Source organism: Neorhizobium sp. DAR64860/K0K1, from assembly GCF_050500205.1.
GTDB classification, from domain to species: domain Bacteria; phylum Pseudomonadota; class Alphaproteobacteria; order Rhizobiales; family Rhizobiaceae; genus Neorhizobium; species Neorhizobium soli.
The window spans coordinates 121,362-137,675 of sequence record NZ_CP191460.1 but is presented as its reverse complement, the minus strand read 5'-3'; the positions used below and the strand labels follow the sequence as shown (position 1 = coordinate 137,675).

Sequence of the window (16,314 nt, the reverse complement as noted above, 5' to 3'; positions counted from 1 at the left end):
TCGTTCCGCATCTTACCCAAAAGGCGGATCATTAGGCGGTAAACGTCGCAGCGCTACATGAGGGGAGCGGCACGCGCAGTATCCTCAGTGAAATATACTCTCCGCAGCGCCTTTGAGCGACCACTCCTGCACAGCAATCAATGTAAGGGCTTTCCGGTCCGTCCAAAACCGTACAGAGCTCAACTCACACCAATCACCCAGGAACATCTCCGCCTGGTTGTGGTTCCAAATCCGTTATCCAATCGGATTTCAATCTCAACCTTTCAAGGAGGAATCATGTTCAGCTTTGACAAGCGTCTACAATATCCAGTTAAGGTCAACTCCCCGGACCCAATCTTTGCCCGCATGCTGCAGCAGGCCATCGGCGGCGTCGAAGGGGAAATCCGGGTTTGCATGCAGTACTTCTTCCAGGCCTGGGGCGCTCGCGGTCCGACGACAAAGTACCGTGACATGCTGCTTCATACGGCGACCGAAGAAATCGGCCATATCGAGATGCTTGCGACAGCCGTTGCGCTCAACCTCGACAAGGCGCCGGCAAGCCTTGCGGAAGCTGGTGCGGCCGATGGTATCGTTGGTGCCGTGATGGGCGGCGAAAACCCCCGCCACGTGGTTGAGGGAATGCTCCATCGTCATATCCTGTCGACCGGCATGGCGGCTTTCCCAGGCAACTCCGAGGGGGTTCCTTTCGACATGTCCCACATTTACGCCAGCGGCAACCTTGCGGCTGACATGTATTGCAACGTGGCTGCCGAAAGCACGGGCCGGGTGCTTGCAACGCGGCTCTACAACGCTGCCCATGACGATGGCATGAAGGAAATGCTGCATTTCATGATTGCACGCGACACGATGCATCAGCAGCAGTGGCTCGCAGTCATTGAGGAGCTTGGTGGCAACGAAGGTGCGCTTCCTATTCCCAACAGCTTCCCGCAGGAAAAAGAAGATCAGACGCACAACTACGATTTCTTCGCGACCGCAACGGATGGGTCCGTTCCTCCGCCGGCACGTTGGAATGAAGGTCCGTCGATGGACGGCAAGGGACAGTTCTCCGTCTTCCAGAACGTCCCGATGGGCGAAGAGCCCGTTCTTGGACCAGCGCGTCCAGACAGCGGTGCGCAGAAAGAACAGATCGGATAGTTCAAGCAGGAGAGGGGCGGGACGGTCGCTACTGCCTTGCCCCTAGTCTGCGGCCTGGGCTCGGTTAGCCCATGATACGTCGTGGAGCTCCAGCTCGCACGGTTTTAAAGCCAGACTGCTTTCAGTCGGGGCGTCGACCAACTCCTTATGACGCTCCCCGCCGGGAGGACAGCGTAACCTTTTAAGTTTGTAAAACCCGACAACGTTGAGTAGGAGGCCCAAAGTTGGAACGTTATGCTTGGAAAATTCAGTGCCCAGGCCGCCCCGATTTGGAAGGGGTTTCGACATTGGAAGAACTAACTACCATATTGGCTGAGGCCGATCTGCCGGGGGACGTTGCACCGAGTGAGATCGTCAGACGGACGAAGATCATGCAACACGAGGGGCAAGGTGTCTGGAAGTCCAGAGCTCAGCCTGAGGACCGTTGGACCCTCCTCTGGATCGAGCTTGGATGGTCGTAGCGTTTCTCACGCGGGGGTAAGAGCCTTGCAGTTTCTGTCGACTGCTAATGCCCACGCCATTCGAAGCTCCGGACGCACTGGGCGGTTTGCTGTCCAGCGTTGTCTACGGCTGCCTTAGATGGTTGCATGAGCCGTGAATATGATTTCGACGCGATATGCACTTGCGCTTTCCGTTCGCCAAGCTGTATCCCATGAAATTGCGTTACGCTCACTCGGCAGAGGCACGCGATGTCATCGTCAATGACAATGGCCTGCCTGATTCAGCGGGCAGCCTTTTCCCGGCGCGTTGCCGAGTTCCATTGTACAAGCCAGACCGCCGAAACCGCCGCTAATTCTGACGACATGGCGAGAAATACCACGTTCGGCGTTGAGGTCGGCTTAACACATTCATAGTCCGCTCCATCAACTATTTCTTAGATGTCTCACGGACGCGCTATGTCGGGAGGCCGAAACAGCGCCGTAAGGATAGGTCTTCAAGCGGATGTTTTTGCCGAAGAGATGAATCGACAGACCGGTCGGGTCGTACACAACACCGAGATGGAGAGCAGTCAGCTCAACGCAATATCCCGCAGGCAAAGTCCCGGTCAGAGAAGAGGCTTGAGCAAACCTTTCAGCTGTTTTCGATGGTGGATCCCGAAGTGATACCTCTCGGCACGACGAGAGCAGCGGCTCGCGGCCGTTATCTTTGATCCGACCATCACGACCGCACCTTATGTCGATGTTATTGATGGGTGGAGCGGCGACCAGATGGTCACTGGCAGGCCCGTTCCCGACGCGCCACAAACGGGGGTTGTAAGTTGAGGCAATGCTTCGCGTGCGACGCGGCTGGCCAGCACTGGCCGCTTCAAGAAAGCGGGATATGGCATTTCGTTCAATCAACTGCTGGAATTTAATGATGAGATGTGAGGCTCGGCGCTAACTGTAGGATTTTGGAGACCCAACGCCGAGCCTCTGCCACGATAGCCCTCGAGTCCTGCCATGACGAACCGAGACTACTTGCGCAGAAACTGATTCGCTAGCTGAACCGTCCCAGATTGCAACAGGCGCCGGGTAACCGGGCGGCCGGAGCTCAAGGTAGCTCCAACAACGGGTCTTGTTTCGAGCAAAGGTCCCGTCAGACAGACAGCAAGTTACTGTCGCACCCGTACCCTAGGGGCAGGCTCATGTGACCAGCTGCGGATTAAGAAATCAAGAAAAAATGCAAGCCGTTGAACCTACGCAACCCGGCGAGACTGAAGATCGATAGTTCCAGTTGTGGCCTCCAGACAGTGCAGACCGTCAATCGTCAAGCGGTAGGGCTCTTCGGAAGTGCAAAGACCAAGCGACGCGAGCTCGTAAATGCAAATAACATGCTTCGATCTAAGCAGCCGCGGCAGTTGCCCTGCAAGTATGCGTAGCGTCTCGATCTCGTCCGGAATTAGTTCTGGCATGGGTCCTCCGGCGTGCAGTTAGAACGCCGGCCGCAAATACGTCAACGAACATCAACAGGTTTTAGGCCGCCCAGGTACTTGCTACCCGGCGGTGTGGCCGTGTTGCCGCTCTGAACAACCAGTACACGTCATAAGACGGGTACTTCAAGGTCAGTCGACATGAACTTGCGTTCAGCATGAGCAGATCGGCCAACCGTAAAAGGCGCCAGTTGATGCCGGGAACGACTCACACGTTGCATTGTTCATGGTCGAAAATGGAGGAACACCATGAACGTTTTGCCGCCGAAGCATCCGAAAACACACCTCGATTACGGTATCAGTTGCGAGAAAGCTCTAGATCTGCCGGTGCAGGATTTGATCGACCGTGCGGTGCAGGCTGGGTGGGATACACGAACCGTCGTCGTGGCGTTGCAGAGCGTGGCGTGGAACCGAGCGTCCGCATACGGTGAGGATCCCGATCCCGAGGATGACGAGAGCGAGATCGGGCAGCGCCGGCTTAGATCGAATAGACGCGTTGTTTAGCTGGCCGTTTGCGGACCGCTTAAGGGCTGCTCCCTGCGGAATAGTGCCCTCCGGTGGTGGAAAGCTCCTACCGATGGAAACGAGATACTCAATTATTTCCCCGAGAAGGTGATCAGGTTTGCCGTAGGCGTCCGTAATTGCCTTTAGCTTTGGCATGACCTCCTCAAACTGGTCATAAGGAAGATCGGAGTCGCCGATCAGGTAACCCGCGCCGGCAATCCCTGTGATGTTACAGCCGGTGGCAGCCACTTCCTTAACGAACGCGGGGATGTCTTCGATTTTCATTCTATGCATCGTGATCTGCCTTATACACCGTCGTTATAGCGACTGATCGGAATATGATCGACTAGCAGTTCTGCTAGTCAGCGTGGGGCTAGTGGATTCCGCACGCAAGGCTCTTTGCCTTCTCAAGGCAGGGCCAAGAGGGGGTGGGCGCACTGATCTCAATTATGGTCAATAACTTCGAAAGGCTTCGCTGATATCGGACGTCTTGTGACCGATCATGCGATGCCTCATGTGACGGGCGGGGACCTGACGAAGGTAATCGGCCCCGAATAACCACAGATCAGGATGCTTGTGTTATCCGGATGGCCACTGATCTACGACGATTTACAGGGGCGAGCAGTTAAAGCTTGACGTCACGTTTCCGCACAGAAGGTAACACCTCACGCGACATGAACCGCATAAATCCTACCTGGTCACGCGACACGTTGTGAACATAGATCTCTTCGAAGCCCAGGGATTGCGCATCTGCGATCATGTCAAGCATCTCGCGTCCTTCTGTGACGAGTGGGATGACGCCCTCGATCTCACCAGGTTCAAAATCGCTCGTGAGCTTGTCGGAGTCCCCGGGAGTGCGGAGATCGGCCAGAAGGTGGGGCGGGGCAGCGGCGTTACGCCATTGTTGCCAAGCCGCTATCCGGGCCTCATCCCTGGCCTCGCTCCAGGACACCTGAAGCTGGAGCGCCATCGGTTTTCCGAATCCGCCATTGCCGGCAAAGCTCTCCACAACCATCCGGAGTTCCGCTCTCGGCTTTCGGACGGTGATCAGTCCATCGGCCCACGGGCCCAGCCATGCCGCTGTCTCGGGCGTGAGCGCCGCCCCGTACAATCGCGGCGGGGTCGCTGGAAGAGACCAGAGCTTTGCCTCTTCGACGTCGAACCACGGATGATTCGCGGTAACCGTGTCGCCTTTGAACAAAGCTCGTAGGATGTCAGCCGAAGCCCGAAGTCGCGCGTTGCGCTCGTCCTTCGAGGGCCAGCCCGATCCCACGACGCTCTCGTTCAACGCTTCGCCACTACCGATCGCGATCCATGGCAGACGGCTGGGAAACATCTCCGCCAGCGTTGCCACGAGATGCGCAAGCACTACAGGATGATAGCGCCAACCTCCAGGGATCGCGAGGCTGCCGAACGGCAGTGTCGTCCCGCTCAAGGCGGCGCCGAGCCATGCCCAGTTGTTGCCCGAGTTCCCTTGGCGCTCGCTCCAGGGCGCAATATGATCCGATGTCATGGCCGCATGAAAGCCAGCCTGTTCCGCAGCCTTTACAAGCGCAAGCAACTCACTCGGGGGAAACTGTTCGTGGGAAGCATGGTAACCGATGATCATTCCGCAGCACCCAGGTACCCTGTCATCATGGGGATCACTGGAAGAGGACAGGGTACTCCTGGAATATCCCTCCTGACCGCGAATACGTGACCGGAGAGAGGTGCAGTCTCGAGAGCAGAACTGTCCATGCCGTCGTACGCTGTGGTGATGAACAGGGTTTGCAGATTGTCGCCGCCGAAAGCGCAACTCGTCACGTTCGGTACCGGAAGCGGGATCCGCTCCACCTCGTCGCCGCGCGGTGAGTAAACCGCGACGCAGGAGCCGCCGTAGATCGCGGCATAGACGTTTCCTTCCACGTCAACCGCAAGCCCGTCGGGGTTCTCGCCTTCGAGCTGTACGAACACTCTCCTGTTTGCAATAGCGCCGCTCTCGGCGTCGTAGTCGTACCGCCAAACGATACCGCGCGCAGTGTCTGCATGGTACATGACCGTGCCGTCAGGACTCCAGCCCTTGCCATTGGCATTCTCATAACCATCCTCGACGTCGAGCAAGCCCTCGCTCGTCAATCGATAGAGTGCTGCAGTTCCGGACGGATCTTCAGATGTGTCTATCGTTCCGACCCAAAGACGTCCAAGCGGACCGCATTTGCCGTCGTTCAAGCGATGGTTCGCAGGGAGATCAAGCCCCGCGATCAGTTCCTCTTCGCCGCTATGGAGATCAAGCTGGTAGATTCCGTCGGCAAGGCCTGCGATGATCCTATGTTCTGACGGTGCCGAGAATGCAAAGCTTACGGGCAGGCGGGTATCGACATGCGACAACTCTTTTCTTCCCAGATGATAGCTATAGATTTTCTGTCCGAGGATGTCTGTCCACAACAGACGACCGCTGACGTCCCAGAACGCAGCTTCGCCTAGACGGCAACGTGGTAGCTCAAGATTGATGGGTGTTGGGATCGCCATTATGTCTTGCCCTGTAATCAGTTTCGCAAACAACTCAGCGAAAACTCGTCGGTTCCCTGCACAGGTAGATGCGACAAGGTGCGGAAACTTCATAATCCGGTCCGTCGATCGTAGGATTGCGTTGCTCGTAAACTCGCGCTGCCTGGTGCTCCTTTAACCTGCTGATGAACGGTGCATCAGCGAAACGGTTGCGCTTCATCCTGCGGTTCTCTCAATGCGCCAGATCTTACCTCGAAACGGGATAAATCAGCGGAGCAAGGCACTCCTAAGGAATGTGGACCAAAAACTTAGACGGCTATTTATGGCAAAGCTGATTATGCATGCTACATCGCTGGCTGGTTAGAACTGCGACACTTTTCCGGTGCATTTTCCTGGCTGGAAAATGACGGAAGGACGATGAAGGCATCGCAGTGCACGGACGCTCAGAAGGCGTTCATTCTGGCTGCTTCGTCGATCTTCCGTGCAGCGTTGGGGGTTCCAGTTTACGACAACTATCCAATTGCTATAGCTGGTGGAACCTCGCTTCAGTCTACTCAAGCATCAAACATTTTCTGTAACGAGGCAACTTTGCGCGGTCCTAAGCGGTTGAGAAAGAGACATTGATTAGCCGATACATATTCTAGAAGGACGTCTTTTGATGACCGCCGACATACGGACTGCAATTCAGCACGAGCTCGGTGCTGCGGGCGCAACAGCCGAAAACCCTGCTGATTTACTTGAGGTGGGTCTGGTTCTAGTACAGCAAGGGTTTCAGCAGGGCGACATCGCAGATGCTCTGTATGAGATGGAATCCAACGGGATTGTGCATTTGATCTCTGGAAATCGTGTCGTACTGTTGCAACGTGCAGCCAAGTGAGAAAGGCGAGGGTGAAGACCCCGATGCTTCGCTTTGAAGAGAAGCCATTTTCTGTGAGTAGCTTTCTCACGTAGGCTAGAATGTATCGTGCGCCTCTGGAACTGCCAGAGCCACTTGTCCGCGGAGCGATCGCTCCGCGCTCGGTTCAGCAGTTGTGGCCGCGCTCCCTCACACGCTCGCAGAAGATGAGGCGATTGGTGAGACGTCGGACCGTTTGATGGACAGCGTATCCTCCGACGTTCATGACATCGCTCGCGAGAAGATCGTGGGCGTAACCGGTTTGGCTGGCTAAGCCGAAACGTCGAAAATCTGCGCGGTCAGCATTTGATGTTGCCGGCCTGCCCGTCAATCTTGCCGGGCATACTGCCGCATCCGTTTGCGCGCCGGATGGTGAATTCGTTCGCTTGACCAAATGACGAAAGCCGCAAGGCCCGTCCGCTTGGTCGCTTCGAACCGTCTTGGAATTACCGCATGCTTGCTTCGATCGACCGCTACATCAAGCAGGCCTGTGCGTCGGACCGGTTCGAGACGCGACGCAAAGTCCTCGCATTCGCATTGCTCATCACCGTTTGCGTGGTAGTTGTTGCCGACATTCTCAACGTTGCGGCCCACGACACGCTTCATGCCTTGGGATGGCTGCCGTATGACGTCGTGCCCGCCGCAACGGTTGGCTTATCACTTTGAACCGCGCCGGGTTTGCCGGAGGCTCCAACTTCTGAGAAAGTGGAGCCACTATGAGCAAGACAACGAACAAGTTTTCACCTGAAGTCCGTCAACGCGCCATTCGTATGGTGTTGGATCACGAAGCCGAGCACCCTTCGCGGTGGGCTGCTGTTTCATCTATTGCGGCCAAGATCGGTTGCTCGCCAGCCACGCTGCACGAATGGGTCAAGAAGACCGAGGTCGACAGTGGTAAGCGAGCAGGCCTGCCGAGCGATGTCGCCGAGAAGATGAAGGCTTTGGAGCGGGAGAACCGCGAGCTTCGTCAAGCCAATGAGATTTTGCGCAAGGCATCTGCTTATTTTGCGATGGCGGAGCTCGACCGCCCCTTCAAACGATGATCTCGTTCATTGACGAACACCGTGGGGTGTTCGGGGTCGAGCCGATCTGCAGGCTTTTGCCGATTGCCCAGTCAACCTACTTCGAGAACGTCGCCAAGCGTCTGGACGTGGATCGCCTGTCGGTCCGAGCCCGCAGCGATATCGGCCTAAAGATCGAGATACGCCGGGTGTTCAATGAGAACTTCCAGGTCTATGGCGTGCGCAAGGTCTGGCGGCAGTTGCAGCGGGAGGGCTTCGACATCGCCCGCTGCACTGTTGCTCGGCTTATGAGGGCAATGGGGCTGCAGGGCATCATCCGTGGCAAGCCGATCCGAACGACGATCAGCGACAAGGCCGCCCCATGCCCACTCGACCGCGTAAACCGGCAGTTCTTTGCTCCCGCGCCGAACATGCTGTGGTTATCCGATTTCACCTACGTGGCGACTTGGCAGGGCTTCGTCTACGTGGCCTTCGTCATCGATGCCTTTGCACGCCGCATTGTCGGTTGGCGGGCAAGCCGGACCGCACATGCGGGCTTCGTCCTCGATGCCTTGGACCAGGCGCTTCATGATCGGCGGCCCGTCCATCACGGTGGGCTAATCCACCATTCCGATAGGGGCGTGCAATACGTGTCCATTCGCTATTCCGAGCGACTGGCGGAAGCGGGCATCGAGCCCTCCGTCGGAAGCGTTGGCGACAGCTATGACAATGCTCTCGCTGAAACGATCAACGGTCTTTACAAGGCAGAGGTCATCCATCGGCGAGGACCATGGCGCAACTTCGAAGCTGTGGAGTTCGCCACACTCGAATGGGTCGATTGGTTCAACAACCGCCGTCTTCTGGAGCCCATAGGCAACATACCGCCAGCCGAAGCCGAGGAGCACTATTACGCCAGCCTGGACGCACCAGCCATGGCCGCATAACTTAAACGAAATGGCCTCCGGCAAACCCGGCGCGGTTCACTACCACGCTTATGTACCTCCAAAGGTACTTGGCTACACTTCCTATTTCGCAGGTTGTGCAATGACCGCTTCTGGCGCAAAGCGACCCAACTCGCTCCTTCACATTCGTTTCGGGTGATGGTGTGAGCGGGCAAATGCCGCGTGGTGTCTCGCAACTATGAAATCCACAGTTGCCAAGCGGACCCGCTCCTCACTTCGGGCAACGCTTAATCGTATCAGCATCGAGGTAACGAAGCTCATAGGTCGGATGGAACGGGAGAGGATGCGTGTATTCCATCACATCCAGGCGTATGCGAAGCCGACCTTCGCGGGCTGCCAGGATCGTTCCGAACTCTGGCGTCTTGCCGCCAGTGTATTCGACCCTGCCGCTGCGCTTCGCCGGAACGCCGTACCTTTTCCTGATCCACTCCATGCTCATGGCCGGCCCTCCGTGGTGGCGAGGGCGCGCTTGATCGTGTTCCAGGCAGTTGCCTCGAAATCGATCTCGCTGTCGCTCGGCTTCCCGCCGGTGTAGATCGTCAGATCATTGAGGTAATGCCATCGAGCGAATTCCTTGACGGTCGCCAGCAGCTCGGCACGATCTACACTCTTTAAGGTCGACGGTGTTCGGAAGGGCGCGTCGAGACCCTTACAACCAGTCTGATGTTTGCGCATATCTGAGCGGCGCGGCATTGAGCTAGCGGAGGAACGATGCTCACTCACTGGGTCAGTTTGATCGGATATCTCACCATTTTCTTGGCTATGGTTGGGATAATCTTCCAGCACCCCCTTGGCCTTGAGGGATATTGGGCTTGGTTTCCTGCAACGTGCCTCTTGCTCGGCATCGTGATGATTTTCGTCGGTGTCATCGCTCGCGGGTTTGAGCGGGTGGAGAAGGCAATCATCGACAAGCGGCTTTGAGGTTTCTGCCGGTAAGAGACCAAATGCCGGTAGGATCATCATGGCCTCCTGCGACACTAGATTCTTGGGCTGTGCGCGCGGCGGCGTTAACTGATCGTTAATCGAAACGGCGCATGAGGTACGTGCTTCAAGTTGTGAGAGACGAGAAGTAGTCGGTAGGCTCGCCTCGTCCATTGATCGCGAGCCTGCCGGGTTATCGTCCGATTTTGCCATTGCGAACAGCGGCTCGATCTCCAGCTGGTCGCCAAGATGCCACATGCACTCCCGCACACCGTCCATGTCGCCCGCGTTGCTGACGTTCCATTCGGATGAGCCCGCCAGCCGGTAGCGATAGGCAACCGGTTCCCCATTCTGCCGTGGCAGTAGTGCAGCGCTCAGAACGCTTCGGAAAAAAGCGCCGCTACTGAAGTCCCCAAAAGCAACGCGAGCAGGATCGCCATAAATCCAATCGTGCCCGTCCTGTCCCTCATGTCGTAGCTGCCAAACATTAGGTGTCGAGTGATCATTCCCGCACACGCAACTACCATCACGAGGACAAGCAAGACTATCTTTTGGCCTATCGTCATTTTGGTCCCCCAGCCGCGAGTTCTTACCATGACTCGGTGATGTTAACGAATGACCCATCAAATTCGTTTCGGGTGGCGGGTTGCGCAGATCGACGGTGCTGTCGCCAAGGTGCAGGTTCAAAAGCAGTGCAATCCGCTCTGCTACTTCCGTCAATTCGTCGTAGCTGAGGGCGTAGGAATAGGCAGTTGTCGCCAGACCTAAGTGGCTGTGGATCGGATTGTTGTCGCCAAATGTGCGGGTAAGCCGGGTGTCAGTTACTAGCAGAGCGCTCCAAATTCGACTGGGGAACTGAAATCGTTTGGAAAGGTCAAAGCGGTAACGTCACCGCGTTGTGTCGTTGAACGTCTGCGGAAGGTTCGTAACTTGGGTGAGTTTGTCAGTACGTACATCCGGATCCTCCTCGATGTTTCGCTATACAGCCGATTTTCGTTGGTTTCTTATGTGAGCCTCGGAGGGATAATCGGCATTCTAGGGGCTGCGCTCACAGACACCCCGCCGCTCTATTGGGCTGCTGTTGGCATCCTTGTTGCGATTGCAGTCTATGTGCGGATCAGACTTTCTCGCCGGAAACGGGACAGGCATTACCGCCCCTGATGAGGCTCGGGCGGTGGGGTCGCCTATCGGCCCGAAGCGGTCACTAAGAAGAATGCTGCCTAATCCACGCATACAGGCGGGACCACATATCTTTCACATTTGCTGGGCTTTCAAAAACGTGTCCTTCGCCCCAGTAACGGACAAATTCGACGGGCTTTCCGAGAGTCCGCAACGCCGTGAACATTTCCTCTGCTTGGGTGATTGAGACATAATCCTGATCTCCGTGGATCAGCATGACGGGTGCCTCTATACTAGCTGCAGAAAACACCGGACTGTTTCGGACATACCGGTCTAGTATTTCCCAGGGCGGCCGAGAAAGCCCGAAAATACGGCTCATAGATGCGAGGCCGTCAGTGTCGACGTATTCGCCATGTCTGAATCTGACGTCCGATATGCCGAACTCTGAAATCAGATTGGTAGGGGCTGCGGCAGCAATTGCGCTTTTGAATAAATCTGTTTGTGCGACGAGATGAAGCGCTGCCCATCCCCCAAGACTGTGTCCGGCAACGTGAAGTTGCTGTCGATCGGCAAAACCAGCTGTCACGGCCGCCTCAATCGCTGGGAGTACGGTGCCCAGAAGCTCTTCCGAGAGTTCGCGACCTCCCCCAACCTCGGAGTCGGTTGGCATTTCAGGTATTAGAACGATGAAGCCCTCTGAGGCGAGAGGATGTAGGTTCAAAGGACTTGGATCGTTTCTCGCGTCCAGATGGTGGCGGTAGTTGAACGAAGTTTCGTAGCCGGGATAGACCCAAACTATGGTTGGTCTCGCCTCTCCCGGCTGATGATCATGTGGAAGGAGGCACCGCACATGCGCTGTCTGTCCGTCCATTGTTTGGAATGGAAGACGCCGGACGTTGGGAGGAGGCAGCTCAGCGAGATGGGTATCTGTTTCGAAGACAACCTGCCCTCCATCATTGTCGATATGCCATAAGCGTGTACCGTCCGAGCTGCGGGCGAGGTAGATGCCGCTTGATGAGCTTTCTGAACCGGCAACCAAAATGCTTTCCGGTGGGGCTTTGGAGCCTGGGCCGACGCATCGCGGCGGATATTCGATCATTGGTCGATTTGCGAACGACTCTACGGCAGCCGATAGGCCGTCCTGTTCTGTGAAGCTTTCGGCTTTACCCGTCACCGTGTCTATCTCAACGTAAGTGATGAGCGGCGGGCCGATGGCAGGGCTATCGTCCCTTAGCGGGCTTGCCGTGGCCTGCTGCCCATCCCAAGCACGTTGCCAGACAGCCGTCATGAACCTAGCTCCCCTTAGATCGATATCCATCCATGTCGGAAGTACACCCTCTGGGAGGAGCTCGCATAAGATCTTCGTTGGTCCATTTCATGCAAAGACCCCACGAGGCGATTCAATGCAGACATTACGATCCGAGAGAAATGTGGCCAACCCGGTGGACACCTCAATCACTGCTGGCCGGACGAAGCTGCCGTCAGTTAGGGCCACCGCAACCATGGTGCCGTCAGGCGACCAGCATGGCGACAGCGCCCCGCAGCCGACTGGAGGAGGGATCCCCTGAAGTTTCCGGGTCGCCAGCTCAATGACATAGAGGTCCGCTTCGCTACCGCCTAACGTGGTGGCGAAATGGCGTGTCGCTTCGCCCGCTGGCTTCAGTAATGCGAACGCGAGATACCGCCCTGAGGGATCGATATCGAATGGATGGCCGCCTAGCGTTGGAAAACTATGAAGGGATAGAAGATCGTCTAAGTTGAATTGACCGGACAATGCCAGAACCTATGCGCTTGATCCTGCTATAAAAACAGAGCATGGCAAGTTTAACAACGGTTGCCGTGACGGAGAGACCACCGCCTGCGGCAATGATCTCACCTTCCTTGCCTCATTTTTGATGTCGTGAGAGCTATCAGGTTACCGAGCATAGCAGAGAGTACGGCGAGAACTGGGACTAACGAAAGGAATGTCCATGGCAGCTACAATCCACCCATCAGGTAGAAAGGAAAGATAAGCGAAAAGAAAAGCGGGACTATAATCGCTAATATCTTGGCCCGAGCCACCATGAGCTCTTTCAGCTACTACCCACCAAGCCCAGATTCGATACTCCCATCCGCCCGTCTCCTCCGTTCTATGGAAAATTCAACGCCTCCATTACAATGAACCTGCGGGATCAACGACGCCACCACCGTGCCCGTCTTGTCGATGACCTCTAAAGTGCCAACCCAGATAGGGATGTTCGCCTGATATGAAAAACCTGATGCGCGCGGGGTGAGTTCAGCAAGCGGGGAAGTAAACTCCTTGTCGTTGTTGAAGCGCTTGAAAGCTGCCTCGCTGGCAGTGACTAACTCTACAATCGGTTTAGTTGCACACTCTTGAGCGTCAGCTTCAGAGCATGCACTGATAACGACAAGTGATCCTAGCGCTAGCGCTCGTCGCATAAAGCTTCCTCTCCATATCAACTTAGTGAAGCTTCATCACACGTAACCTGCCGCCCTGTAAATGCGGATGGCCTGTGATGCGTAGGGCGCCGTGGCTAATTAGGGCGCATTCGCCGCGAACTTGGTCTGCTATCGGCCCAAAGCGGTCATTGGCGGCCGAATGTGATGGCGCAGCTTTAAGCCGCCAAGTTGAACGTTGTGGTGATCGTCATCCCGGGAGGAAACAGACACCGTAGTACGGACAATCGAGCTAGCTAAGCTCGGTTGCGGTCACCGACTGAACCATGGCGCACTCCAGTGGGACGAAGTCAGCCACACGGGTAATGCGCCCAGCGCAATTATGAAATGTACTCCCCCATAATTATCCGCGCTAGCACATCAATCTATATCCGTGTCGACCAACACGGAGCAGTTCACCATGAGCAAATCAATCGCAATCCTTGGCAGCGGCATGATCGGCGGCCAGACGGCACGCCTCGTTGCAGCCGCAGGTCTCGAGGTCGTTGTCGCAAACACGCGCGGCCCGGACTCCCTGAGAGAGCTCGTTGCCGAACTGGGGCCAACGGCCCGTGCAGCATCGGCCGAAGAGGCGATCCAGGCGGCCGACATCGTCGTGGTCGCCATTCCTTTCCAAGCCTATTCGAAGCTCTCGCCAGACCTGCTGGCAGGCAAGATCGTCATCGACACCATGAACTACTACCCTGAGCGGGACGGCCATATGCCGGAGGTTCAGACCGACGTTCTTAGCACGAGCGAACTGGTCCAGCGCCACCTAGCCAAGTCGCAGGTCGTTCGCGCGTTCAACAACCTCGATTTCGTGCGCCTGCGGCGCCTAGCGCGTCCTGCCGGCTCCACGGATCGTAGCGCGGTTCCGATCGCCGGCGACGATGTGACCGCGAAGACTGCTGTCGCGAACCTGCTGGACGTCATCGGCTACGATAGCGTGGACATGGGACCTCTCGCCGAGAGCTGGCGCAGCGAGCCGACGACGCCGATCTACGTCGTGCCTTTTGTCGGCAACGTGCCCGACACAGTTGCAAGCCGCGACGACGTGATGAACTGGTACATGAACACGCCAGGCTACACGGTGACCAAAGCCGAGGTTGAAGGGCTGGTCGCCAAGGCCGAGCGGCACGACCGCATGTTCGGCGATCTCGACCAGTTCAAGATCAAGGAGCTCTTCGGGCCCGCATAATGGCTATGTGCTTTCGATCAAGGCGTCTGGGATCGGCCATACATCTCCGTTGCGTAGCCACTTTGCGGTTTCGTCTACGAACAAGCGGGTTTTTGCTGGCATGAGAGTTCCTGGCGGCATTACAGCGAAGATGTTGATCTCCCGGATGCTGCGCCATTCCGGGAGAACGGGAACGAGGCTGCCTTCGGCCAGGTGGCGCGTCACCATCCAGTAGGGCAGCAGGGCAATCCCGGTGTGATCCAGCGCTGCGTACAGGATGAACTCGCTGCTGTCCGCCACCATGGGGCCTTCGGGGCGGACGGGAGTTTGTTTCCCTTCGCGTTCCAGGATCCAGCTTGGCCAGTCCGGGTGCCGTGTAAAGCCGAGACAGGCATGGCTTTCCAGTTCAGTCGGCGTCCTAGGAGAGCCGCGTTCTGCAACATACACAGGAGAAGCGACGAGGATGCTCCAGAAAGAGCCCAGACGCTTGGCCATCAGTGTGCTGCCCCGCAATACGCCAATCCGGATGACGACGTCGAAGCCTTCTTCAACGATGTCGACGGTCCGATCTTGGAACTGGGCCTCGATCTTGATCTGGGGGTACTGTCTAAGAAACTGAGGGAGTAGCGGTGCGACTACCAGGCGCCCGAACGTCACCGGAAGCGAGATCTTGAGAGTACCTTGGGGATCCGCAGCGAAACCGCTGACTTCTCGGGTTGCAAGATCGAGCTCGTCGATCGCATGGCGGAGGCGCTGAAAGTAGTGGGATCCCGCCTCGGTGAGGGTGACGCTGCGTGTGGTCCTGACCAGAAGTCGCACGCCCAGACGACGTTCGAGCTGCCCGATCCGACGGGAGATGACGGAAGCATCTCGCCCTAGCTGCTGTGCCGCCTGGCGGAAGCTGCCTGACCGCGCCACCGCCACGAAGGCGAGCATGTCGTCAAAGCCTTCATTTGGCATTCCTGCGCCTCCCGCATCTATGTCATGCATACCATCCATATTGTTGGATTATTCGCATCTAACTAACTTCTCAGCAACTCAAGGATATCTAGTCATGAAAACATTCGTCAGCATTGGCTCGGGACCCGGCATTGGCATCGCCACCGCCGAGAGGTTCGCCAAAGAGGGCTTTCGCGTCGTCCTTACCTCCCGAGACCAGTCGAGGCTCGAAGATCAGGCGGCGCGCCTGCGGGAGGCCGGCTACGCCGTGGAAACCATGACGGCGGACGCCGGCGACTTGGCAAGCATCCAAAGGGTGATTGCAGAGACGGAAAGCCGGTTTGGTTCGGTCGACGTCATGCACTTCAACTCTGCATCCATGCATCAGGACACGATCGAGACGCAGGCACCAGAAACATTTGTGCCCGACCTTGCCATCAATATCGGCGCCGCGCTGGCCGCGGTGCAGGAAGCCTCGCGAGGCATGCTCGCCCGTGGCGAAGGTTCTCTGCTTCTAACAGGCGGCGTCTTCGGCGTTACGCCAAATCCGGACTATCTTTCGCTCAGCATCGGCAAGGCCGGCATCCGCGCAATGACGCTCGGCCTGTTCGAAAACTTCCGCGAGCGGGGCGTGCATATCGCGTCGGTGACGGTCGGCACGCTTGTGGCAGCAGGATCGACGGCGTCTCAGGAGATCGCTGACGCCTTCTGGGCTCTTCACGACCAGCCCAAGGATTCATGGACGGCTGAAGTCAGCTACCCGGACTAATCAATTTGCGATCGCACCCCAAAAGTGCAGGCGGGTCATCTGCCTGCACTTTTGCTTTAAA

The 16,314-nt window shown here is 56.9% G+C and carries 13 protein-coding genes and 1 other annotated feature; of the genes, 6 read left to right on the top strand and 7 right to left on the bottom strand.

Annotated elements, in window-relative coordinates:
* The first annotated feature begins 276 nt into the window (after positions 1-276).
* Positions 277-1,134: a manganese catalase family protein gene (locus ACQY1J_RS22145; protein WP_430252443.1), complete on the top strand. Its 858-nt coding sequence runs from the start codon at positions 277-279 to the stop codon at positions 1,132-1,134.
* A gap of 2,224 nt (positions 1,135-3,358) precedes the next feature.
* Here the strand turns inward: ACQY1J_RS22145 and ACQY1J_RS22140 are convergent.
* The 3 genes from ACQY1J_RS22140 to ACQY1J_RS22130 all read right to left on the bottom strand — a co-directional run bounded on the left by ACQY1J_RS22140 (position 3,359) and on the right by ACQY1J_RS22130 (position 6,055).
* Positions 3,359-3,832, bottom strand: a complete 474-nt coding sequence (locus ACQY1J_RS22140) for a hypothetical protein (RefSeq protein ID WP_430252441.1) — start codon at positions 3,830-3,832, stop codon at positions 3,359-3,361.
* A gap of 340 nt (positions 3,833-4,172) precedes the next feature.
* On the bottom strand, positions 4,173-5,156 hold the full coding sequence (locus ACQY1J_RS22135) for a TIGR03885 family FMN-dependent LLM class oxidoreductase (RefSeq protein WP_430252440.1): 984 nt from the start codon (positions 5,154-5,156) through the stop codon (positions 4,173-4,175).
* Entirely contained in the window at positions 5,153-6,055 is a 903-nt protein-coding gene (locus ACQY1J_RS22130; protein WP_430252438.1) for an SMP-30/gluconolactonase/LRE family protein, read from the bottom strand. The genes ACQY1J_RS22135 and ACQY1J_RS22130 overlap by 4 nt, the downstream gene beginning before the upstream one ends.
* Before the next feature lie 637 nt (positions 6,056-6,692).
* Here ACQY1J_RS22130 and ACQY1J_RS22125 point away from each other — a divergent pair.
* The 3 genes from ACQY1J_RS22125 (at position 6,693) to ACQY1J_RS22115 (ending at position 8,874) form a co-directional block, all read left to right on the top strand.
* A complete protein-coding gene (locus tag ACQY1J_RS22125) occupies positions 6,693-6,911 on the top strand; it encodes a hypothetical protein (RefSeq protein ID WP_430252436.1) in 219 nt (72 codons plus the stop codon).
* Positions 6,912-7,382: 471 nt separating this feature from the next.
* Positions 7,383-7,595, top strand: coding sequence for a hypothetical protein (locus tag ACQY1J_RS22120; RefSeq protein WP_430252434.1), 213 nt, complete (start codon positions 7,383-7,385; stop codon positions 7,593-7,595).
* A 50-nt stretch (positions 7,596-7,645) separates the two neighbouring features.
* Positions 7,646-8,874 (top strand): IS3 family transposase gene (locus ACQY1J_RS22115; protein ID WP_430252222.1). Its coding sequence is split into 2 segments (ribosomal slippage): positions 7,646-7,934 and positions 7,934-8,874, totalling 1,230 coding nucleotides; the frame shifts between segments, so codons are not numbered across the junction.
* Positions 7,927-8,043, top strand: a sequence feature (AL1L pseudoknot). Its footprint overlaps the gene before it by 117 nt.
* Positions 8,875-9,103: 229 nt before the next feature.
* Here ACQY1J_RS22115 and ACQY1J_RS22110 read toward each other — a convergent pair.
* From ACQY1J_RS22110 to ACQY1J_RS22100, 3 genes are all read right to left on the bottom strand, one after another.
* Positions 9,104-9,331, bottom strand: a complete 228-nt coding sequence (locus tag ACQY1J_RS22110; RefSeq protein ID WP_430252432.1) for a hypothetical protein — start codon at positions 9,329-9,331, stop codon at positions 9,104-9,106.
* Positions 9,328-10,533 carry a hypothetical protein gene (locus ACQY1J_RS22105; RefSeq protein ID WP_430252430.1) on the bottom strand — a complete coding sequence of 402 codons (1,206 nt, stop codon included), beginning with the start codon at positions 10,531-10,533 and terminating at the stop codon, positions 9,328-9,330. The genes ACQY1J_RS22110 and ACQY1J_RS22105 overlap by 4 nt, the downstream gene beginning before the upstream one ends.
* A 484-nt stretch (positions 10,534-11,017) precedes the next feature.
* Positions 11,018-12,220, bottom strand: a complete 1,203-nt coding sequence (locus tag ACQY1J_RS22100) for an alpha/beta hydrolase family protein (RefSeq protein WP_430252428.1) — start codon at positions 12,218-12,220, stop codon at positions 11,018-11,020.
* Positions 12,221-13,789: 1,569 nt separating this feature from the next.
* Between ACQY1J_RS22100 and ACQY1J_RS22095 the strand changes: the two genes are divergently transcribed.
* Positions 13,790-14,566 (top strand): NADPH-dependent F420 reductase, encoded by a 777-nt coding sequence (locus tag ACQY1J_RS22095; RefSeq protein WP_430252426.1) that lies wholly within the window; start codon positions 13,790-13,792, stop codon positions 14,564-14,566.
* Positions 14,567-14,569: 3 nt separating this feature from the next.
* Here ACQY1J_RS22095 and ACQY1J_RS22090 read toward each other — a convergent pair whose 3' ends face one another.
* The gene (locus tag ACQY1J_RS22090) at positions 14,570-15,505 is read right to left on the bottom strand and encodes a LysR family transcriptional regulator (RefSeq protein ID WP_430252424.1); all 936 of its coding nucleotides are present in this window, start codon (positions 15,503-15,505) and stop codon (positions 14,570-14,572) included.
* Positions 15,506-15,599: 94 nt separating this feature from the next.
* Here ACQY1J_RS22090 and ACQY1J_RS22085 point away from each other — a divergent pair, with 94 nt between their 5' ends.
* The gene (locus ACQY1J_RS22085; protein WP_430252422.1) at positions 15,600-16,253 is read left to right on the top strand and encodes an SDR family oxidoreductase; all 654 of its coding nucleotides are present in this window, start codon (positions 15,600-15,602) and stop codon (positions 16,251-16,253) included.
* The last annotated feature ends 61 nt before the right edge of the window (positions 16,254-16,314 follow it).